The organism is Amycolatopsis sp. WGS_07 (genome assembly GCF_045278895.1).
Taxonomy (GTDB): Bacteria; Actinomycetota; Actinomycetes; order Mycobacteriales; family Pseudonocardiaceae; genus Amycolatopsis.
Map to the genome: position 1 here is coordinate 5,137,236 of NZ_CP136053.1, position 20,373 is coordinate 5,157,608.

At 70.8% G+C, this 20,373-nt stretch carries 19 protein-coding genes and 2 pseudogenes; 5 read left to right on the plus strand and 16 right to left on the minus strand.

Annotated elements, in window-relative coordinates; translation table 11 throughout:
• Positions 1 to 766: 766 nt before the first annotated feature.
• From RPX00_RS24305 to RPX00_RS24330, 6 genes and pseudogenes are all read right to left on the minus strand, one after another.
• A complete protein-coding gene (locus RPX00_RS24305) occupies positions 767 to 1,969 on the minus strand; it encodes an Ig-like domain-containing protein (RefSeq protein WP_406628731.1) in 1,203 nt (400 codons plus the stop codon).
• Positions 1,970 to 2,095: 126 nt separating this feature from the next.
• Positions 2,096 to 2,964, minus strand: a pseudogene (locus RPX00_RS24310) (patatin-like phospholipase family protein).
• 97 nt (positions 2,965 to 3,061) lie between these two features.
• On the minus strand, positions 3,062 to 3,730 hold the full coding sequence (locus RPX00_RS24315; RefSeq protein ID WP_406628732.1) for a DedA family protein: 669 nt from the start codon (positions 3,728 to 3,730) through the stop codon (positions 3,062 to 3,064).
• Between the two features lie 103 nt (positions 3,731 to 3,833).
• Positions 3,834 to 4,835, minus strand: a complete 1,002-nt coding sequence (gene lipA / locus RPX00_RS24320) for a lipoyl synthase (RefSeq protein ID WP_406628733.1) — start codon at positions 4,833 to 4,835, stop codon at positions 3,834 to 3,836.
• A 30-nt stretch (positions 4,836 to 4,865) separates the two neighbouring features.
• Positions 4,866 to 5,810, minus strand: a complete 945-nt coding sequence (locus tag RPX00_RS24325) for an oxidoreductase (RefSeq protein ID WP_406628734.1) — start codon at positions 5,808 to 5,810, stop codon at positions 4,866 to 4,868.
• Between the two features lie 19 nt (positions 5,811 to 5,829).
• Positions 5,830 to 6,351, minus strand: coding sequence for a hypothetical protein (locus RPX00_RS24330; protein ID WP_406628735.1), 522 nt, complete (start codon positions 6,349 to 6,351; stop codon positions 5,830 to 5,832).
• Between the two features lie 132 nt (positions 6,352 to 6,483).
• On the opposite strand from RPX00_RS24330, the gene RPX00_RS24335 reads away from it, so the two are divergent.
• Together RPX00_RS24335 and RPX00_RS24340 are read left to right on the plus strand one after the other, a co-directional pair.
• A complete protein-coding gene (locus tag RPX00_RS24335) occupies positions 6,484 to 7,104 on the plus strand; it encodes a TetR/AcrR family transcriptional regulator (protein ID WP_406628736.1) in 621 nt (206 codons plus the stop codon).
• A gap of 25 nt (positions 7,105 to 7,129) precedes the next feature.
• Positions 7,130 to 8,065 (plus strand): LLM class F420-dependent oxidoreductase, encoded by a 936-nt coding sequence (locus RPX00_RS24340; protein WP_406628737.1) that lies wholly within the window; start codon positions 7,130 to 7,132, stop codon positions 8,063 to 8,065.
• A gap of 57 nt (positions 8,066 to 8,122) precedes the next feature.
• On the opposite strand, the gene lipB is transcribed toward RPX00_RS24340, so the two are convergent.
• The 7 genes and pseudogenes from lipB to lpdA all read right to left on the minus strand — a co-directional run bounded on the left by lipB (position 8,123) and on the right by lpdA (position 15,316).
• Positions 8,123 to 8,866, minus strand: coding sequence for a lipoyl(octanoyl) transferase LipB (gene lipB / locus RPX00_RS24345; protein ID WP_406628738.1), 744 nt, complete (start codon positions 8,864 to 8,866; stop codon positions 8,123 to 8,125).
• A complete protein-coding gene (locus RPX00_RS24350; RefSeq protein ID WP_406628741.1) occupies positions 8,863 to 9,492 on the minus strand; it encodes a phosphatase PAP2 family protein in 630 nt (209 codons plus the stop codon). The genes lipB and RPX00_RS24350 overlap by 4 nt, the downstream gene beginning before the upstream one ends.
• A complete protein-coding gene (locus RPX00_RS24355) occupies positions 9,489 to 10,367 on the minus strand; it encodes a TIGR01777 family oxidoreductase (RefSeq protein ID WP_406628743.1) in 879 nt (292 codons plus the stop codon). The genes RPX00_RS24350 and RPX00_RS24355 overlap by 4 nt, the downstream gene beginning before the upstream one ends.
• Before the next feature lie 15 nt (positions 10,368 to 10,382).
• Complete coding sequence (locus RPX00_RS24360) at positions 10,383 to 10,868, minus strand: ArsR/SmtB family transcription factor (protein WP_406628745.1); 486 nt, start codon at positions 10,866 to 10,868, stop codon at positions 10,383 to 10,385.
• 5 nt (positions 10,869 to 10,873) lie between these two features.
• Positions 10,874 to 11,980, minus strand: coding sequence for a serine hydrolase (locus tag RPX00_RS24365; RefSeq protein WP_406628747.1), 1,107 nt, complete (start codon positions 11,978 to 11,980; stop codon positions 10,874 to 10,876).
• A 114-nt stretch (positions 11,981 to 12,094) separates the two neighbouring features.
• Positions 12,095 to 13,887 (minus strand): annotated as a pseudogene (sucB, locus tag RPX00_RS24370) (2-oxoglutarate dehydrogenase, E2 component, dihydrolipoamide succinyltransferase).
• A gap of 55 nt (positions 13,888 to 13,942) precedes the next feature.
• The gene (lpdA, locus tag RPX00_RS24375; RefSeq protein ID WP_406628749.1) at positions 13,943 to 15,316 is read right to left on the minus strand and encodes a dihydrolipoyl dehydrogenase; all 1,374 of its coding nucleotides are present in this window, start codon (positions 15,314 to 15,316) and stop codon (positions 13,943 to 13,945) included.
• 193 nt (positions 15,317 to 15,509) lie between these two features.
• Between lpdA and RPX00_RS24380 the strand changes: the two genes are divergently transcribed.
• On the plus strand, positions 15,510 to 15,857 hold the full coding sequence (locus RPX00_RS24380) for an oxidoreductase (RefSeq protein ID WP_406628751.1): 348 nt from the start codon (positions 15,510 to 15,512) through the stop codon (positions 15,855 to 15,857).
• 1 nt (position 15,858) lies between these two features.
• On the opposite strand, the gene RPX00_RS24385 is transcribed toward RPX00_RS24380, so the two are convergent.
• Both RPX00_RS24385 and RPX00_RS24390 read right to left on the minus strand, forming a co-directional pair.
• Complete coding sequence (locus tag RPX00_RS24385; protein WP_406628753.1) at positions 15,859 to 16,842, minus strand: SMI1/KNR4 family protein; 984 nt, start codon at positions 16,840 to 16,842, stop codon at positions 15,859 to 15,861.
• A gap of 112 nt (positions 16,843 to 16,954) precedes the next feature.
• Positions 16,955 to 18,457: a leucyl aminopeptidase gene (locus tag RPX00_RS24390; protein ID WP_406628755.1), complete on the minus strand. Its 1,503-nt coding sequence runs from the start codon at positions 18,455 to 18,457 to the stop codon at positions 16,955 to 16,957.
• Positions 18,458 to 18,560: 103 nt separating this feature from the next.
• Between RPX00_RS24390 and RPX00_RS24395 the strand changes: the two genes are divergently transcribed.
• The gene (locus tag RPX00_RS24395; RefSeq protein ID WP_406628757.1) at positions 18,561 to 19,418 is read left to right on the plus strand and encodes a sulfatase; all 858 of its coding nucleotides are present in this window, start codon (positions 18,561 to 18,563) and stop codon (positions 19,416 to 19,418) included.
• Positions 19,411 to 20,037: a DUF402 domain-containing protein gene (locus RPX00_RS24400; RefSeq protein WP_406628759.1), complete on the plus strand. Its 627-nt coding sequence runs from the start codon at positions 19,411 to 19,413 to the stop codon at positions 20,035 to 20,037. The genes RPX00_RS24395 and RPX00_RS24400 overlap by 8 nt, the downstream gene beginning before the upstream one ends.
• Position 20,038: 1 nt before the next feature.
• Here the strand turns inward: RPX00_RS24400 and RPX00_RS24405 are convergent, their stop codons facing one another.
• Complete coding sequence (locus RPX00_RS24405; RefSeq protein WP_406628761.1) at positions 20,039 to 20,341, minus strand: hypothetical protein; 303 nt, start codon at positions 20,339 to 20,341, stop codon at positions 20,039 to 20,041.
• Between the last annotated feature and the right edge of the window lie 32 nt (positions 20,342 to 20,373).

Genomic DNA, 20,373 nt, shown 5'->3' on the forward strand with positions numbered 1-20,373 from the left:
CCCTGACCCCATCGCCCGATCCGATGACAACTCGGTCTGGCAACCTGCCTCACCTACCCGGGGCAGCAACCCAGCCCGGGCACCCCGGGGGACTGGCACGGCGACTCAGCCTAGCTCTGTACGTGGGCTCGCAACCCCGCACGGCGATCCGACCCGCCCCGGCGCGACGTCGGAGCCGATAACCCGGCGCGGCAACACGAGCCGCGACCTAGCTCGATGACCGTCCCAACAGCCCAGTACGACGACCGGGGCGCGGCAACTCAACCCGGCGACTCGGCGCGGCAGCCAACGTGGTGACCCCACGTCGCGACTCAGCGCGGCAACCCAGCTTGCAATGACTCGGCAACCCGGCTCGGCAACGGAGACCGGCAATCCCCGCGGCGACCTAGCTCGGCGACCCGGCCCGGCGACCAAGCGCGGCGATCCTCATGGCGACCCGGGCCCAGCGACCCGGGCCGGCGTGGCAATCGAGCGCGGCGATCCGGCTCGGCAACCTCGGCCCGGTAACCGAGCGCGGCACCCCTCTGCGGCGACCTGGCTCGGCAACTCGGCGCGGCGATGCGGCGCGAGAACTAGCACGGCGGCCCGAATAGCGACTCAGCGCGGCGACCCGCCCTGGCGACTCAACCCTGCCCCGGATCCGCGGCGATTCCGTTCCCAGGCAGCAAAAAGGGTGCCGGAGCGTGAAGCTCCGGCACCCTTCTCCGGTCGAACCGTTTGCCGAACCGAACCCGGTCCCGATACCGATGCCAGCCTGGGGACTGGCTTACTTCAGGGCCGAGCCCTTCTGCCAGTCGGGCCAGGACTTGGACCAGTCGCCGTACAGGTCCCATACCGGGAGTTGCGGGCCGCCCGAGTTGGTGACCTCTACGACGTCTCCTAGGCCGAAGTTGTTGAAGAACCACTCGGCGTTCGCGGCGTTCAGGTTGATGCAGCCGTGCGAGACGTTCGAGCTGCCTTGCTGGCCGACGCTGTTCGGGTTTTCGTGGACGAACTCTCCGTCGTTCGAGATGCGTTCGGAGAACTTCTCGTTCGAGCGGTACGCCTTCGGGTCCGGCGGGCAGACGCCGTACGTGCAGGAGTCCATCGTGTAGTTCGCCTGCTTGTCCGAGATGACGTGCGGGCCGAGGTGGGTGGGCGTCGCGTCCTTGCCCATCGAGATCGGCATCGATTTCACCATCGAACCGTTGTGGAAGATCTGCATCTGCTCGCTGTTGCCGTCGGCCTTCGCGATCCACGAATCGTGCACCTTGTACGTTTCGGTGCGATCGTCCGCTCCGTAGACGCCATTTCCGAAATCGACGCCGTAAATCTTCGCGTTGACCGTGAGCGTGGTGCCGGGCTTCCAGTATTCCTTCGGCCGGTAGTGGACGTTCTTGTCGTCCATCCAGTACCAGCTGCCCTCTTGCTTCGGCGACGACTCGACCGTGAGCGCCTTCTCCACCGCCGCCTTGTTCTTCACCGCGACGCCGAAGCTGAACACGATCGGCTGGCCCACGCCGACGCCCGAGCTTTTCACCGCGCCCGGTGCCGGGATCAGGTTCGCGTTCGCCTGCTTCTTCGGCGACAGGGTGGTGACCTGGCCCTGCTGTTCGACGGATTTCCCGTCCGCGCCTTGGGCATGCGCCTTCACCTGGTAGGTGCCGCCGTAGCCGAGCACCTCGGTCGTCGTCCAGCTGAGCTTGTCCGGCGCGAACTCGCCCGCGACGGCTTTGCCCTTGGCGCTGGTGACCGTGACGTCCGTGAGCTTCCCGTTCGCCGCCTTCACGACGATCGGCGTGCTCGGGCTGATCCCGGACGCGTTGGCCGGTTCGATCGACACCGTCGCCGGCGTCGCGGTCTGGCTCGACCCGCCCGGCGAACCGGGCGTGCCTGCGTCGCTGCCGTCGTTCCCGGAGGAACAAGCGGAAAGCAGCAGGGTCGCCGCGAGAATTCCGGCAACCGGTAAAAATGTCTTCTTCGGGAACATTATGTCTCTTTTGTGAGGGTCGCGGACCGGCAAGGTTCAACTGCAAAACTACGCGATCGGAAAGACGCCCCGACCGGCGCATCGGTGCATTGGAGTGATGCGGATCACGTCCGCGATTTCGGCTGATCAGGGGCGCAGCAGTCCTGGCGCTCCGTACAGGCCGGGGCCGTCCACGGCGAGTTCCTTCAGGTGGTCCCGGGCGGAGTGGTAGGCCTGCAGCGCCAGGTCGTCGGTGCGGGAGAAATCGAGCGGGCTCACTTGCACCGGAGCCGGGCCCGGAAGGTAGACGACGGGCACTTTTCGGGCGGCCGCGGGCGCTTCGAGGACTGCCTGATTGCGCATGCTGATCATCGCGGTGAACATCATCACCTCGGCGAAGGTCCGGGGCGCGCCGGGCATTTTGCCGGGAAACGCGCAGTCGAGGACGACCAGCGATTTCGCGCCCATGCTGAGCGCCTGCCGCATCGGGACGTTGGCGACCAGGCCGCCGTCGTACAGGAGCCGGTCCTCGTGCGGCACCGGCGGGTAGATGCCCGGGATCGCGCAGCTCGCCAGCAGGGCGCCCGCAGCGGGCCGGAGGTGAGCAGGACGGGTTCGGCGGTGTCGACGTCGGTGGTGACGACGCCGAGCGGCAGCGCCAGATCCTCGAACCGGCGGCCGGCGCCGAGGTGGTCGTCGACGATTTTGGCGAGGCCGGTGTTGGGGAACAGGTGGGTTTTGCTGTGCCGGAGGGTCCGGACCTGGCTGAGCACGCCGCCCGGGAACGCCTCGGCCTTGGTCATGTGCGCCCAGATGTCGCGGAGCCTGCCGATCCGGTCGTCGCCGGGCAGGGCGAGCACCGCGGCGTTCAGCGAGCCGACGGACGTGCCGACCGCCAGATCCGGGGCGATCCCGGCCTCGTCCAGGGCCTGCAGCATGCCCACCTGCAGCGCGCCGAGGCTGCCGCCCCCGCCGAGGACGAACGCGACCGGCTTCGGGAGGTCTAGTGCCTGCATACGGTCGAATCTAATCAGCGGAAGGGTTCCCGGACGGGTGACTTCCGCCCGGGGCGGGGTGAGGTTCGCCGCTTCGCCCGCTGGCGGCCGGGCGTCGTCAGTTGCCGGTGCGGACCGGTTCTTCCGGCTGTTCGTCGGCGGGCCCGGACGCGCCGAGTGCCTTGCGTTTCTTCAAGCGCAGCAAGAAAAACACCAGCACCCCGACCACTACCGCGGCGACGATGAGGAATCCGGTGTTCATCGCGCTCTCGACCTGCTTCGCGGCCTCGCCCAGCGCGGCGCCGAGGCTGATGTGCACGAGGGACCAGCAGAACGCGCCGGCGGCGGTCGCGGGGAGGAATTTGCGGAACGGCAGGTTCGACGCGCCCGCGGCGGCTGGCGTCAGGGTGCGCAGCACGGGCAGGAATCGCGCGAAGAACACCGCCCACGCGCCCCGGCGTTCCAGGACGCCGGTGGCCCGGTCCCAGGCGTCCAGGCCGTATTTGCGGATGAGTTTCGTCTCCCGCAAGCGCGGCCCGAACTTGCGGCCGAGGACGTAGCCGACCGAATCGCCCAGTGCGGCGCACACGGTGACCACCGCCCACAGGGTCAGGAATCGGGACACGGACGTCGCCGTGGTCGCCGCGATCAGCAGGCCCGATTCGCCGGGGGCGATGAAGCCCAGGCCGATCGTGCACTCGGCGAACACGAGCCCGCCGGCTGCCGCGACGAGACCCGGTTGGGGGAGTGCTTGCAACCAGTCGAGGAGGTCCGTTACTAAAGCCACACCATCACTTTACTGATTCTTGGGAATCAGGGGGCACGTTCGAGGGAACTAGGGGACGACTAAGGGCCCCGGTGCGTAACCGGGGCCCTTCGTTCGACGAGGGTCAGCGGGCGAGCAGGCTGCTGGCTTCCTGCGCTGCGGGGCCTTCGGCGGCGAGGTGGGCCAGGTTCTCCGGCAGTTCCTCGCCCCGGTGGGCCTTGGTCTGGGCGTAGAGCCGCCCGGCGCGGTAGGACGAGCGGACCAGCGGACCGGCCATGACGCCGGGGAAACCGATCTGTTCGGCGGTCTTCGAGTGCTCGACGAACTCCTCCGGCTTGACCCACCGGTCGACCGGGTGGTGCCGCGGCGAGGGGCGCAGGTACTGGGTGATCGTGATGATCTCGCAGCCCGCGTCGAAGAGGTCCTGCAGCGCGGTGGAGACCTCGTCCGGGGTTTCGCCCATGCCGAGGATCAGGTTGGACTTCGTGACCAGACCGGCCTCGCGGGCCTGGGTGATCACGTCCAGCGAGCGGGCGTAGCGGAAGCCGGGGCGGATGCGCTTGAAGATCCGCGGCACGGTCTCGACGTTGTGGGCCAGCACCTCGGGGCGTGATCCGAACACCTCGGCCAGCTGGTCGGGTTCGGCGTTGAAGTCCGGGATCAGCAGCTCGACGCCGGTGCCCGGGTTCAAGGAGTGGATCTGGCGGACGGTCTCGGCGTAGAGCCAGGCTCCGCCGTCGGCGAGGTCGTCGCGGGCGACGCCGGTGATCGTCGAGTACCGCAAGCCCATGGCCTGCACCGATTCGGCGACCTTCCGCGGCTCGGTGCGGTCCAGCTCAGCGGGTTTGCCGGTGTCGATCTGGCAGAAATCGCATCGGCGGGTGCATTGGTCGCCGCCGATCAGGAAGGTGGCTTCCCGGTCCTCCCAGCATTCGTAGATGTTGGGACAGCCCGCTTCCTCGCAGACGGTGTGCAGGCCTTCGCGGCGCACCAGGCCTTTGAGTTCAGTGAATTCGGGACCCATTCGCACCCGGGTCTTGATCCACGACGGCTTCTTCTCGATCGGGGTCTCGCTGTTGCGCACCTCAAGCCGCAACAACTTCCGCCCTTCCGGTGCAGCACTCACGGGCTCCACCCTACGCCCGGGAAACGGGCCTCACCTCGGGTCAGGTGTGACGCCGGTCAGCTCGGCGGTCAGCTCCCACAATGTGGTCCCGGACGCCGTATTCCGGGCGGGGGCGAGGGTGCGGACCTTCGTCGGGAGGCCGCGGACGGCGTACGCCGGTCCGATGTAGTCGCCGCCCTCGACGCCGGGAGCCGTGGCGGCGTACAGCTGCGGCAGCGCGCCGCGTTCGACGCGTTGGGCCAGCAGCATTCCGCCGAGTTTGCCGACTTCCCGGAGTACGCCGCGCACCAACGGATTCTGGTACGAGCCCGCCATGTTCGTGGTCAGGCCGGTCGCGCTGTAGCCGGGATGCGCGAGCACGCTGAGCACAGTGGACTTCGCCGCGCGGAGGCGTCGGTCCAGTTCGATGCCGAAGGTTTGGTTCGACAGTTTCGCCTGGCCGTACGCGGCTGCCGCGCGGTACGGGCGGCGTTCGGAGTTCGGGTCGTCCAGGTGCAGATGTGCGCCGATGGCGGCGACGCTGGAGAGCGTCACGACCCGGCCGGCCGGCGCGCCGCGCAGGGCGGGCATCAGCAGCCACGTCAGCGCGGCGTGGCCGAGGTGGTTCGTGCCGAATTGGAGTTCGAAACCGTCGGCGGTGCGGCCCTGTGCGGTGGCCATGACGCCGGCGTTGTTCATCAGCACGTCCAGTGCGTCGCCGGTGAGTTCGCGCACTGCGGCGGCGGCTTCGCGGACGGACGCCAGATCGGCGAGGTCCAGCCGGACGAGTTCGGGCTTGGCGCCGGAGGCGGTAGCCCGGACGCGGTCGAGCGCCGCCGCGCCGCGTTCCGGCGAGCGGCAGCCGAGCAGCACGCGGGCGCCGTGTGCGGCGAGGACCTCCGCCGAACGCAGGCCGAGGCCGGAATTCGCTCCGGTGATCAGGACGGTCCGGCCGCTCTGGTCGGGGATCCGGGCCTCGGTCCAGCGTTCGTTCATCCGGTCAGCTAACTACACGTCACGCACTCGGCGCGAGCAGGCGCATCAGATGCCCGACCGGGCCGCGCCTGCGGACCGGTCCGGCGTCGCCCGCGCGCAGCAGCGCGTCGAGCGTCCGGCCGACCTTGACGATCTCGTCGGCGGGTTCGCCCGGTTCGGCGAGGCCGGCGGTGAGCGCCAGGGTGTGCAGTTCGATGCGGTGCAGCGGTTCCAGCGCGGCGCAGCGCTCCAGCGCGCCGTCCAGCACCGTGCGGAGGTCTTCGTGGTCGTGCTGCGCTTGCCGCCACGCGCGGGTGACGGCGTCGACCTTGTCGCCGGGCACGTCGGCCTCGTCGGGGTCGGCGAACTCGGCGCGCAGGTAGCCGCTGAGCAGCTGCGTCCACTTGTACTGCAGCGCCAGCAGCAGGTTCTCTTCGGTGCCGAACTCGTCGGCGGCACCCGGGATTTCGTCCAGCGAAAGCGGTTCGCGCGGGGCGCGTTTCGCCTGGCGGACAGCGGCATCGAGGATTTCTCGCCGCCGGTAGAAGTCGGTCCAGCTCATGGTGTGGCTCCCCTTCCGTGACCCGGGTCATACTGCCGGTCTGCGGCATACTCCCGGTACGGACCTGACGCAGCCAACATACCACGGGTATGGTCCGGCGGGTCCCGGCGTAAGGTTGTGAGCGTGCCGACAATGAGGTCCCGACGACTCGACTACTCCGAGTCGACCCGATCCGCCCTGGTCGACAGCGCGGTCGAACTGTTCACGAAACGCGGATACGCGGGTACCTCGCTCGACGAGGTCGCCAAACGCGCCCGCGTCACGAAAGGCGCGCTGTACCACCATTTCAGCGGGAAGCAGGCGCTGTTCGAGGCCGCGTTCGAACAGGTCGAAAGCCTGGTCTACGACCGGTTGCAGAAGATCATGACCGGCGACGGCGAGCCGTGGGAGCGCGCGATGGGCGGGCTGCAGGCGTTCATCCGCAGCTGCCTCGACCCCTCCTACCAGCGGATCGCCATCCACGAGGGCCCGGTCGTGATGGGCTGGGAACGCTGGCGCGAGGCCGAGGAGCAGTCCAGTTTCGGGCTGGTGCGGTCCGGGCTGCAGCTGCTCGTCGACGCGGGCGAGGTGGAGCCGGTGCCGGTCGACCTCACCGCGCGGCTGCTGTTCGGCGCGCTGTCGAGCGCGGCCACCGAGATCGCCGGCGCGGCCGACCCGAAGAAGGTCGGGGCCGAGATCGAGGACGTCATCACGCGGATGCTGTCCCGGCTGCGCCGCCCGGCGGGACAGCAGGAGCGGCCCGCCGCGGGGTGATCGATCCGCCGTTAGGCTGGCGGACATGGACTTGAGGATCTTCACCGAACCCCAGCAGGGGGCGAGCTACGACGACCTGCTGCGGGTCGCGCGGACCACCGAAGCCGCGGGCTACGACGCGTTCTTCCGCAGCGACCATTACCTCAAGATGGGCAGCGCGGACGGCCTTCCCGGGCCGACCGACGCGTGGATCACCCTCGCCGGCCTCGCCCGCGAGACCGAGCGGGTGCGGCTCGGCACGCTCGTCACCGCGGCCACCTTCCGCCACCCCGGCCCGCTCGCGATCTCGGTCGCGCAGGTGGACCAGATGTCCGGCGGGCGCGTGGAATTCGGCCTCGGCACCGGCTGGTACGACGACGAGCACACCGCCTACGGCCTCACCCTGCCGCCGCTCAAGGAGCGTTTCGACCGCTACGCCGAGCAGCTCGCGGTGATCACCGGCCTGTGGAAGACGCCGGCGGGGGAGAAGTTCTCTTACTCCGGCGAGTACTACACGCTCGCCGACTCGCCCGCGCTGCCGAAGCCCGCGCAGTCGCCCGCGCCGCCGGTGATCATCGGCGGGGGCGGCAAGAAGCGCACTCCGGCGCTGGCCGCGCAGTACGCCGACGAGTTCAACCTGCCGTTCGTGGACGCCGAAACCGCGCTCGCGCAGTTCGAGCGCGTGGACGCGGCGGCCGAGGCGATCGGCCGCAACCCCAAGGAAATCCTGCGTTCGGTCGCGCTCGTGCTGGCCGCGGGCCGGGACGAGGCCGAGGTCGCGCGCCGGGCGTCCGCGATCGGCCGGGAGACGGCCGAGCTGCGGGCCAACGGGCTGGCCGGGACTGCGGCGGAGATCGTGGACCGGATCGGGCAGTGGCGGGAGAAGACCGGGATCACCCGGCTGTACCTGCAGGTGCTCGACCTTTCCGACCTCGACCACATCGAGTTCGTGGCGTCGGAAGTCGCACCCCAGCTGGACTGAGCCGGAAGACGCGGAAAGGGGCCTCCCGAGCGGGAGGCCCCTTTGTCGTCGGGACGGTCAGTTCTGCAGGGCGAAGGTGACGCCGGGGGCCTTCGGGGCTTCCGGACGCGGCAGCCAGCGGTCGTCGCTCACCGGCAGTTCGCCTTCGAGCGCGGCCAGCACCAGTTCCTTCGCCAGCGGCAGCACCTCGGCGACCGGGACGTCGCGCCGCAGTTCCCAGGACAGCGAGGTGACGCCCGCGTCGCGGATGCCGCACGGCACGATGTTGTCGAACGCGGCAAGGTCGGCGTTGCAGTTCAGCTCGAACCCGTGCATCGTCACGCCGCGCTGGACGCGGATGCCGATCGCGGCGATCTTGCGTTCGATGCCGCGTTCGTCGGCCGGGATCCACACGCCGCTGCGGCCCTCGACGCGGCCGGTGCGCACGCCGAACCGGTCGCACACCGCGATCAGCGCCTCTTCCAGCCGCCGCACGTAGTGCATGACGTCGATCGGGTCGGCGAGCTTGAGGATCGGGTAGCCGACCAGCTGGCCGGGGCCGTGCCAGGTGATCTTGCCGCCGCGGTCGACGTCGATCACCGGGGTGCCGTCGGCGGGCCGGTCCTCGGGTTCGGTGCGCTTGCCCGCGGTGTAGACCGACGGGTGCTCCAGCAGCAGCATGGTGTCCGGCCCGGTCTCGTCCGCGCGCGCGGTGAGGATCTCCCGCTGCAGGTCCCAGGCCTCGGTGTAGTCGATCGTCCCGACCTCGCGCACGACGAGGGGTTCGGTGGCGATCCGGCAGCTTGCGCTCGAAGAACTCACCCGTCGAGGCTACGCCTTTCGCGCGCCGGAAAGGGGATCAGCCGGAGTGCGGTCGCCGACACCAGGCCCACGCCGAGCACCGCGAGCACGGCACCGGCGGTGTCGGTGACCCAGTGCACGCCGAGCACGATCCGGCAGGCCGCCGCCAGCACTGTCGCGGCCGCGGACCCCCAGATCGCCCACCGTGCGAACTGCGGCCGCAGCCAGGCGCAAAGCAGGACCACGACCAGTCCGGTCGCCGCGACGGAAACGACATGGCCGCTGGGGTAGCTCAGGTCTGGATACACGCGCGGGCGTTGCCGCTGGAACACCGGCTTGAACGCCAGACTGGTCAACCGGCACAGCAGAAGCACCACGGCGAGCCGCGCGCACAGGGAGAACCGCGACCGGTCCCGCAGCACGATCGCTAGCAGCACCACGCCGAGCACATACGGCAGAACCGGACCGAGGACGTTCGTCAGCACACCCGCGATCTGGCCTGCCGGGCGAGTGTCCTGTCCGCGCAAGGCAGTGGCGACCTCGACGTCGAGCTGCAGCGGCTGCCGGTCCACCAGCAAGCCGAGCCAGAAGAACGCGGCCAGCAGCACCACTCCGGTGACGATCCACCGGACGCGCGGCATCGTCACGTCGCCTCGGCGAGCGCGCTGTCGACGGTGCGGTGCCGGAATTCGTAGCCGCTGGCCTCGAGTTTCCGCGGCACCGCGCGCTGGCCGAACAACGCCATCTCTTCGGCGGCTTGGCCGAGCGCGACCTTCATCGCGATTTCCGGGACCCACCACGGCGCGGGCCGGTGCACGGCGTGGCCGAGGGCGCGGGTGAACTCGGCATTGGTGACGGGGATCGGGCCGGTGAGGTTGACCGGGCCGGACAGCGTGTCGTGCTCCAGGATGTGCACGAGGGCCCCGATTTCGTCCTCCAGCGCGATCCACGGCATGTACTGGCTGCCGTCGCCGAGCCGTCCGCCGAGCGCAAAGCGGAAGAGCGGGCGCAGCACGTCAAGCAGGCCGCCGCGGCGGGCCAGGACGAGGCCGGTGCGGACCGAGACCACCCGGGCATCGGCCGCCGCTGCGGTGGCAGCTTCCCATTCGGTGCACATCTCGGCGAGAAAACCGTTGCCGGCCTTGGTGTTTTCATCGACCACAGTGGACCCACTGTTGCCGTAGTAGCCCACGGCGGACGCGTTCACCAGCACTCCGATGCCGTGCTCAGCCACCGCTTCGGCGAGCACTTCGGTTGGCTCCACGCGACTGTCGAGCAGCTGCTGCTTGCGCATTCCGCTCCAGCGGCCGGGCAGCAGCGGCGCGCCGCACAGGTTCACCACCGCGTCGATGCCGTCGAACGCGCCGTCGTCGATCCGTCCGGACGGCGGGTCCCAGCCGCTCTCGTCCGCGGCCCGCGCGGTGCGCCGCACCAGCCGGCGCACGTCGTGCCCGGATTCGCGCAGCCGCCCGGTCAATGCGGTGCCGATCAGACCGCCGGAGCCCGCGATGAGTACCCGCATGCCTCTGATCGTGTCCTATCGGCCCGGGTCGCGCACACCCGGGCGGAGCTGTCCGGCGACGTCGGCTGCGGCGGTCAGCAGCACCAGCGCGGGAATCGCGGCGGTCGGCTTGAGCCGGTAGCTGCCGCGCCGGTCCTGCTCGACCAGCCCGGCCGCGGTGAGCGCCTTGAGGTGGTGGTAAAGCCGTCCCGGCGAGCTGAGTTCGGCGGCTTCCTGCAGCGCGGCCCCGGTTTGCGCGCCGTCGCGGGCGAGCAGCCGGACGAGCGCGATCCGGTCGGTGTTCGCCAGCGCGGCGAGCACCTCGGCGCGCGGCCCGTCCGGCAGCGACAGCACCGCGGGCGTGGTGAGCCGGATTTCCCAGCGCAGTTCGGGATCGGTCAATTCACCCTGATAGCCCACGATTCCCGGCGGGCCGTCCAGAGCGGATTCGGCGGGCCGCCCCTCCAATGCGGCCATCCGGCGTTCGAGCGCCGCGACGCGCTCGGCGAGGTCTTCGGTCATGCGGGTCAGTGTCGCAGCGCGCGCTCCAGTGCCGCGAAGGTGTCCGGGCGGTACAGCGCGTCGACGCACAGCTTCTGCAGCACCTGGCCGTATTGCAGATCCTCTGGAGTGGAGTTCTTCAGGAAGATCGTGCTGGTGCCGGGGCCGCGGTCCGACCACAGCGCGTCGAAGCCGAGCACGAGGAAGCCGGGAAGGTTTCCGCCCTTGTACAGCAAGGCTTTCAAGCCCGGCGGCTTGGGCTCGAGCGGTACCTCGAGGAGCTGCTGCGCGAGGACGGCCGAACGATCGTGGCTCGCGGCGATTTCGTGGTGCATCCTGAACAATTGCGCGGCACTGCCCTGGCCGGTCGATGCTGACCACGCCATGATCGCTTCGGCGGAGGGCGGTTTCTCGGCGGCACGGGGGAGCACCTTGGCGCGGAACGACAGGTCGCACGCGAACCGGTTCGACAGCGCGTCTCCCGCCGCGCGGCGGACCTCGACCGGGCTGCCCGGCGGCGGGCAGTATTCCGGGAAATACAGCAGCAGCACCTCGCCGCCGAACATCCGGACGTCCGGCATCCGCCAGCCGCCCCGGGCCGCGGCCGCCCGCAGTGCCCGGTCGCCGAGCCGGGCGCGCAGGTAGTCGGCCGCGGAGTTGTCGCTGGCGAGAATCATCGTTTTTGCGATGCTCTGCAACGGCACTCGCTGCTCCGGATCCTTCGCGACGCCGTATTTGTCGCACGGGATGCCCAGATAGGTCAACGCGTTCAGGTGGTTGCCCGCCCCGACTGGGCCGTCGCCGAGATACGGATGGCGGGCGCCCCAGTCGCCGACGCGCACCTGCTCGTCCGGATCGAGCCGTCCTTGCGCGACCGCGGTGGTGTAGGCGAGCAGATGCACCACCTTGATCGCGGACGCGACGACCATCGACCGGTCCGCGAGATGGCTGAACCGGCGGCCGGCGCCGTCGGAGAAAACCGCTGACACGTCGTCGCGGTGCGCCGCGAGCCGGGCGAGCCAGCCTTCGGGAGTGGATTGGTCCGGGGGATCGGCCAGCGCGAGCGAGGGCGCGACAATCGTGGCGGCCCCCGCTGCTGCGACCGACGTGAGCAAGCTTCGTCGAGTGAGCATGCCGCAGAGCTTACTCCGGTATTCCGGAATTCCGGATTAGCCGAAAGTAGGAGAAACGGCGAAGGCCCCCGCACTCGAGCGAGTGCGGGGGCCTTCGGCTGAGGGGTTACCGGATCAGAGACCCAGCTCGTCCTCGAAGTTGCCCTCTTCCAGCCGCTGCTTGATCGTGGTCAGGAAGCGGCCGGCGTCCGCGCCGTCGACCAGGCGGTGGTCGTAGGTCAGCGGCAGGTACGCCATCGAGCGGACCGCGATGGTGTCGTTGCCCTCGGCGTCGCTCACCACGACCGGGCGCTTCACCACGGCGCCGGTGCCGAGCATGCCGGACTGCGGCTGCACGATGATCGGCGTGTCGAACAGGGCTCCGTTGGAGCCGATGTTCGTGACCGTGAAGGTGCCGCCGATCAGCTCGTCCGGCTTGATCTTGTTGGCCCGGGCCCGCGCCGCCAGGTCGGCGATGCGGTGCGCGAGGCCGGCGAGGCTCAGCTCGCCCGCGTCGTGGATCACGACCGAGAGCAGGCCGCGCTCGGTGTCCACCGCGATGCCCAGGTGCACGGCGCCGTGGTAGGTGATCTCCTTCGTGTCCTCGTTGTAGGACGCGTTGACGTTCGGGTGCTGCTTGAGCGCCTCGACCGTCGCCTTGGCGAAGAACGGCAGGAACGTGAGGTTGACGCCCTCGCGCTCCTTGAACGCCGCCTTCGCGCGCTGGCGCAGCTTGGCGATCTTGGTGACGTCCACCTCGTGCACCTGCGTGAGCTGCGCGGAAACCTGCAGCGACTCGCGGGTCTTGGTGGCGGTGATCTGCCGGATCCGGCTCGCCTTCTGCACGGTGCCGCGCAGGGCGGCGACCTCCGGCGACACCGCGGCGGCGCGCGGCGCGGACGGAGCGGCGGCGGCCGGAGCAGCCGGGGCGGCAGCAGCCGGGGCCGGGGCCGCCTTCTGCTTGGCCTCGGCAGCAGCGAGCACGTCCTGCTTGCGGATGCGGCCGCCGACTCCGCTGCCGGTCAGCGACGCGAGGTCGATGCCGTGCTCGGAGGCGAGCTTGCGCACCAGCGGCGTGACGTACGGGCCGTCCGAAGACTCCGTAGCCTCCGCCGGAGCCTGCGCCTGGGCGGCCGGAGCCGGAGCTGCCGGGGCCGGGGCCGCGGGAGCCGGAGCGGCGGGCGCGGGGGCCGGGGCGGCCGGAGCCGGGGCGGGCTTGCTTTCCTGCGCCGGTTCCGGAGCCGGAGCGGGCTTGGACTCCTGCGCCGGGGCCGGAGCCGGGGGGCGGCCGGGGCGGGCGCGGCGTTCGCGTCGCCGATGACCGCGAGCACTCCGCCGACCTCGACGGTCTCGTCCTCGCCCGCGCGGATCTCCAGCACGGTGCCGGCGACCGGCGACGGGACCTCGGTGTCGACCTTGTCCGTGGAGATCTCGAGCAGCGGCTCGTCGACCTCGACCGACTCGCCGACCTGCTTCAGCCAGCGGGTGACGGTGCCCTCGGTGACGCTCTCGCCCAGTTCGGGCAGCTTCACCTCGGTGCCGGAACCGCCCGCGGCCGGAGCGGTGTCCGGCTGCGCCGGAGCGGACTCGGCGGGGGCGGCCGCGGCAGGGGCTTCCTGCTGCTGCGGGGCGGGCTCGGGCTCCGGCTCGGCCTGCTGGGCCGGGGCGGAGGACGCGGGCACGCCGCCGGTGCCGTCGTCGATCACCGCCAGCTCGCCGCCGACCTCGACGGTGTCGTCTTCCTTGGCGCTGATCTTCACGACCGTGCCGGCCACCGGCGACGGTACTTCGGTGTCGACCTTGTCGGTCGAGATCTCGAGCAACGGCTCGTCGACCTCGACGGTGTCGCCCTCCTGCTTCAACCACCGGGTGACGGTTCCCTCGGTGACGCTCTCGCCGAGCTCCGGCAGCGTGACGGAGTAGGCCATTGTTCGCTGGCTCCCTTGATCGCTAAGACGTGGTCTGGATTGTGCTGGTTGCGCGTCAGCTGTGCACGTGCAGCGGCTTGCCCGCGAGGGCGAGGAACGCTTCGCCGAGTGCCTCGGTCTGCGTGGGGTGCGCGTGGATCAGCGGGGCGACGTCCTCCGGGAACGCCTCCCAGCTGTAGATCAGCTGCGCTTCGCCGATCAGCTCGCCGACCCGGTCGCCGACCATGTGCACGCCGACGACGGGGCCGTCCGGCGCCTTCACCAGCTTCACGCCGCCGGAGGTCTTGAGGATCTGGCTCTTGCCGTTGCCGCCGAGGTCGTAGGTGAACGTGGTGACGTCCGAGCCGTACTTCTCCTTGGCCTGCGCCTCGGTGAGACCGACGGAGGCGACCTCGGGGTGCGAGTAGGTGACGCGCGGGATGCCGCGCTCGTCGATGGCGCGCGGGTTCAGCCCGGCGATCTCCTCGGCCACGAAGATGCCCTGCTGGAAGCCGCGGTGCGCGAGCTGAAGGCCCGGCACGATGTCGCCGACCGCGTAGACGTTCGGCAGGTTGGTGCGGAGCCGGTCGTCGGTGAGCACGAAGCCGCGGTCGATGGTGACGCCCGCTTCCTCGTAGCCGTGGCCCGCCGAGTTGGGGCCGCGGCCGACGGCGACCAGCAGCAGGTCGGCTTCCAGCGTCTCGCCGGACTCCAGCGACACGCTGACGCCGTTGTCGTCCTGCTTCGCGCCGGTGAACCGGACGCCGGTCTTGAAGGCGATCTTGCGGCGGCGGAACGCGCGCTCGAGCTGCTTGGAGGCGTACTCGTCCTCGTTCGGGACCAGTCGCGGGAGCGCCTCGACCACGGTGACGTCGACCCCGAAGGAGGCCCACACGCTGGCGAACTCCACGCCGATGACGCCGCCGCCGAGCACGACGACCTTCTTCGGCACGTAGTCCAGCGTCAGCGCCTGCTCGCTCGCGATGATGCGGCCGCCCAGCTCGAGGCCGGGCAGGGTGCGCGAGTACGAACCGGTGGCCAGGATGACGTTCTTGCCGGTGTAGCGGGTGCCGTCGACCTCGACGGTGGTGCCGCCGACGAACCGGCCGGTGCCCTCGACCAGGTTGACCTTGTGCGCCTTGGCCAGGCCCTGGAGGCCCTTGTACAGCCGGGAGACGATCCCGTCCTTGTACTTGTTCACCCCCGCGATGTCGATGCCCTCGAACACGGCCTTGACGCCGAAGGTCTCGGCGTCGCGGGCCTCGTCGGCGACCTCGGCGGCGTGCAGCAGGGCCTTGGTCGGGATGCAGCCCCGGTGGAGGCAGGTCCCGCCCAGCTTGTCCTTCTCGATCAGCGTGACGGAAAGGCCCAGCTCGGCCGCGCGGAAGGCCGCGGCGTAGCCGCCCGATCCGCCTCCCAGGATCACGAGGTCGGCGGAGGTGTCGCTCACTTCAATAACTCCTCGGCAGCGATAGGGGTGAAGCTTCGGTCGCCGCGGCACCCGGTATAAACGCGCGCGCGACAACAGCCATCTTGTCACTACGCCGATCGGTGTTGCGACCTAGCCGGGCCAAGGCGCCGTTGCGACACCGGCCACACGCCCGACCGGGAATAATGGAGTCCGGACTCTCGCCGGAAGAAAGGTGGTCGAAGTGGGGATCTTCGACTCGTTGCGCCGCCGCGGCAGACGCGGCCCGTCCGCTGGAGCAGGCCGCTCCGTAGGCCAGGCCGACACCCGCTACCTGGAGGAATGGGCCGCCGCGCGACGCGGAGTGGAAGCCTTCGTCGAACCCAAGACCACGGTGACCGACACCACTGTGGTGCTCGTCGCGCACGACGGCGAATGGACCCGCCGCCGGATCGGCAGCCTCGACGCCGCGCAGCGATTCGGGCACAAGCACACGATCCCGGTGTACGAGGTCGCGCGCGTCGGCTACCCGCAGCGCATGCGGGACTACACCGAACGGCAGAAGCGTCGCCCGGGAAGCTGAGTCAGGCACTGGCTTCCAGTAGCCGGTGGTGGTGTTCGAGCAGCGCGCGGAACGAGTCGTGCGCGGTGCTGCCGTAGGCGAGGTCCACTTCGACCGCTCGCCAGCTGTCGCCGGTGTGGGTGAGCAGGATCGTCGCGGGCTCGGAGACGATCACGACCGCTCCGTCGGCGCGGAGTTCGCGGGCGGGCAGCAGGCGCGGGAACACCACGTCGGCGGGCAATCCGTCGGTGATCCGCAGGAATTCCCGGTAGTCGCCGGGCAGCCGGACGCCGAGGCGGTGTTCGGCGGCTTCCAGGTCGGCGGCTTCCGCAGGGGCGGGGGCTCGCTGTCCGCGCAGCCGCAGGATCGCCGCGACCAGTTCCGGCAGCGTGCCCGGGCCGGTCGGATGGCGCTCGCGCAACGCGGCGATCAGCGCGCCCGCGCACTGGTCCGGCCATTCCGTGCCGAGGCCGAGCGGGTCCGCGCCCGCGACCAGCCGCGCGGCGAGCGGACGCGTGGCGGCGAGCGTCGCGACGTCCGGGTTCGGGTGGTTCTCCACTTTTGCGGCCCACGCTTCGAGGTCGGCGGCGGCCAATGCTTCGCGCACCGGATCGGGCCGCTGCGGGGCGATCGCGGAGACCACGCCGGCCACCGGCGAACCGTCGAAGAGACCGTCCAAATCGGACGCTCGACGGGCGAGAAGTGCTTGGTGGGCTTGCTCTTCCGCGTCCAGGTCGAGCGGCACCAGTGCGTCTGCCCATTGTGGACGGTCGCCGCGCGCCTCGAAGAGCATCGCCCACGCACGGGCCCGCACGGCGTCGTCGGCGAGCACGGAAGCCGGGCGGCCGGTGACCGCGTGCCATTGCGTGACGAGCCGGTCCGCGGCGCCGGCCGCGCCAGCGGTGGCGAGGAGGAGCGCGGCGTGCCCGATCCGCCGGTCGACGGCGGGCTCGTCAGCGGTGAGCACGTCGCGGACGGCGGTCTCGAGGTAGTCGTCGCGCTGCATGATCGCGAGCGTGCCACATGGGCGGCGGCCCCGGTCGAGGGTGCCGGGTCTGGGTCATGACGAAGGCCCCGCACCGGGCGCGGTGCGGGGCCTCCAGCCGAGCGGGCGGGGGTCAGCCCTGTTCGGCGATGTCCGCCAGCACCGCGGCGATCGTGCGGACCGGGACACCCGTGCCGCCCTTGCCGGTGTAGCCCCAGGGGCCGCTGGAGTTGAAGGCCGGGCCCGCGACGTCCAGGTGCACCCACGGCAGGTCCGCGGGCACGAACTCGCGCAGGAACACGCCCGCGACGAGCATGCCCGCCCAGCGCTGGCCGGTGACGTTCGCGATGTCGGCCAGGCGCGAGTCGAGGTCGCCGCGCAGTTCGTCGGGCAGCGGCATCGCCCAGCCGCCTTCGCCGGTGGCCTGCATGATGCCCGCGACGCGGTCGCGGAACTCGTCCGAGCCCATCACGCCGGAGATCCGGTTGCCGAGCGCGACCACCTGCGCGCCGGTCAGCGTGGCGGTCTCGATCAGGTAGTCCGGGTTCTCCTCGGCGGCGCGCACGATCGCGTCGGCCAGCACGAGCCTGCCTTCGGCGTCGGTGTTGAGCACCTCGACGGTCTTGCCGCCGTACATGGTGAGGACGTCGCCGGGGCGGTAGGAGGTGGCCGAGGGCAGGTTCTCCGCCAGCGGGATGTGCGCGGTGACCTCGAGCGGGTACTTCAGCTTCGCGGCGAGCACGACCGACGCGAGCACGGCGGCCGCGCCCGACATGTCGGAGGTCATGTGGTCCATGTTCGCGGCGGGCTTGAGCGAGATGCCGCCGGAGTCGAAGGTGATGCCCTTGCCGACCAGCGCGACCTTCTTGCGCGCCTTCGCCGGCTTCCAGCTGAGCCGCAGCAGGCGCGGCGGCCGCGACGAACCGCCGCCGACGCCGAGGATGCCGCCGAAGCCCTTGCGCTTCAGGGCCTTCTCGTCGAGGACCTCGAACTCGAGGCCGTTCGCGTCGGCGAGCTTCTTCGCGCGGTCGGCGAAGGACGCCGGGAACAGGTCGTTCGGCGGGGTGTTGATCAGGTCGCGGGCGATGATCACCGATTCGGCGATGAAGGTCGCCGCCTTCAGCGTGGCCTTGTGGTCGCGCGCGGCGCCCTCGGCCGGGCTGACCAGGTCGGCCTTCGCCAGCGGGGCGTCGCCCTTCTCCGAGCGGTACTCGGTGAAGACGTACGCGCCCAGCGCGATGCCCTCGGCGGCGGCGTGCAGGTCGACCGCCGACAGCGTGACGAACGCCCGCTCGGTGCCGCTCAGCGCGCGGGCGGCGGCACCGGCCGCGCGGCGCACCTGCTCGGCGGAGACCTCGCCGTCCTTCTGCTTGCCGAGGCCGACGGCCAGCACGACGCCCGCGGGCAGCTTGCCCAGCGTCGGCAGCTTCACGATCTCCTCGGCCTTGCCGGTCGCGCCGAGCGTGCCCAGCACCTCGGCGAGCTTGCCGTCGAACGCCGCGTCGGCGACCTCCGCGCCGGCAGCGAGCGCGAGGCCGTCCTCGCCCTGGAGAGTGCCGATCACGAGGACGTCGGCGCGGGTCTTGCCCAATGCCGCGTCCGTGTTCTCGGAGAGGGCAAGCTTCGGCACGGTCACTTCTGGCTCCTCGCGACGTCGCGGTGGGTGCCGGGCGATCTGCCCGGCCGATCGTGAGCCATGCTAATGACAAAGCCATCCGGACGGGGGAAGGGGGATCGCGGTGCGGCTCGCGGGAGCACTCCTGGTGACGCTGGCGGCCGGCGCCGCGGGCGCCGGGTACTGGGTTCTCCTCGCGGTCGTGCTCGCCGCGGCGGTCGCGGCCGGCTCCTCCCGGCTGCCCGCGCTCGCCGACGATCCGGCCGGCCGGATCGTCGGCGGATTATCCCGGCTGGCGCAGATCGTCGTGCTCGCGCAGGCCTTCGGCGCGTACGTGTTCCCGCTGCAGCCCGGATACGCCGCGGCCGCGCTCGTGGTGTTCGTCGCCGCAGCGGACTTCGCTGGGCTCCGGCTGCCGGATCTGCTGGTCAAGTGGGTATCGGGCGTGCTGCTGGCCGCCGGGGCGGTGCTGGTGGCGATGTGCCTCGCAGTCGCTCCGGTGCCGCGAACGGGCGGAATCGGGACGCCGGACGCGGCCGCGATCGTCGTGGCGGCGCTGTTCCTGCTGCCGTTCCTCATTCCGGAACCGGGGCAGCGGATCACCGCCCGTGCGCTCGGTCTCGGCCTGGTCGCGGTCGTCGTCACCGCGGTCACGCTCTTCCAGCTGGGGCCGATCCGGCTCGGATTGTCCGGGACGGCGATGCGGGACCTGCTCTCCGCCGCGGACGCCGGACAGCTTCAGCCGTTGCTCACGGTGATCGCAGTGCTGGCGACTCTGCCCGCAGCATTCACGACTTTCGTCGGGGCGCGACAGCGGTTTGCGCCGTCCGGCGGGGTTCCGGTCGCAGCGGGCGCGCTGCTGGCGGCGGCCGCGGCGGCCTTCGCTCCGCTGTCCGCGATGCTGCTCGTGGCCGGGCTCGGCGCGGTCGCGGAACTGCTGCTGCGGATGCGGGCCCGCCGCTACCGTGGCGTCCATGACTGAGCACCGCTGGGCGCCGGGACAGACGGTCGTCGAACGTTTCGTCCGCCCGGACGGCAGCATCGGCCAGCACCATCCGCTGCGCGTGATCTCCGACGACGGCGAGACGCTGCTCGGCTGGCTCCCGCTCGGCACGCCGATCGTCGGCAGCAGGCTCGCGGACGGCCGATCCCTGCGCGAAGCGCCGCTGGAGCAACGGTTTCGCGCGCCGCGCGTGCGAGTGCCGGACATCTGGCACGGCACGTCGACGCTGCGGCTGATCCCGGACGGGGCCTGGTCGTCGGTGTGGTGGTTCTTCGAGGCGGACGGGCGGTTCCGCGACTGGTACGTGAACCTCGAGGTGCCGCGCGGGCGCACCGGCGCCGGCCCGGACCGGATCGACGGCATCCTCGACCTGGTCGTGACGCCGGGCGCGGGCTGGCAGTGGAAGGACGAGGACGAAGCGGAGGCGGCCGTCGAGGCGGGCCGGCTCACTACGGCCGACCTCGACCAGTTGCGCGCGGAGGGCGAGCGGATGGGTGCGCTGGCGGATCAGGGCGCGTTCCCGTTCGACGGCACGCACACCGATTTCCGCCCGGAGCCGGGCTGGCCGGCTCCCGCGCTGCCCGAGGGGCTCTGCTGACCTACTGGGCCAGCAGGACCAGCGCGACGAACAGCACGATGTCGACGACGAGCAGGATCACCACCGATTTGGTGGGCAGGTCCTTGGCGATCACCTTGCCGTGCAGGTTCTTCCACCAGTAGATGCCGAATCCGGCGGCGATCAGGCCGAGGAAGAAGCCGAACCCGCTCGAAAGCAGGCCCCAGCCGACCATGCCGAGCAGCCCGGCCCCGAAGGTCAGCAGGGCGGCGGTGCCGAAGGTCTTGACGTCCGGCCCGGCTCCCGGCCCGGCCTGGCGTGCTGGTTGAGTGCTCACGCCGGCCATCGTAGTGGGGTGACGCAGCGAGCGCGGGACGG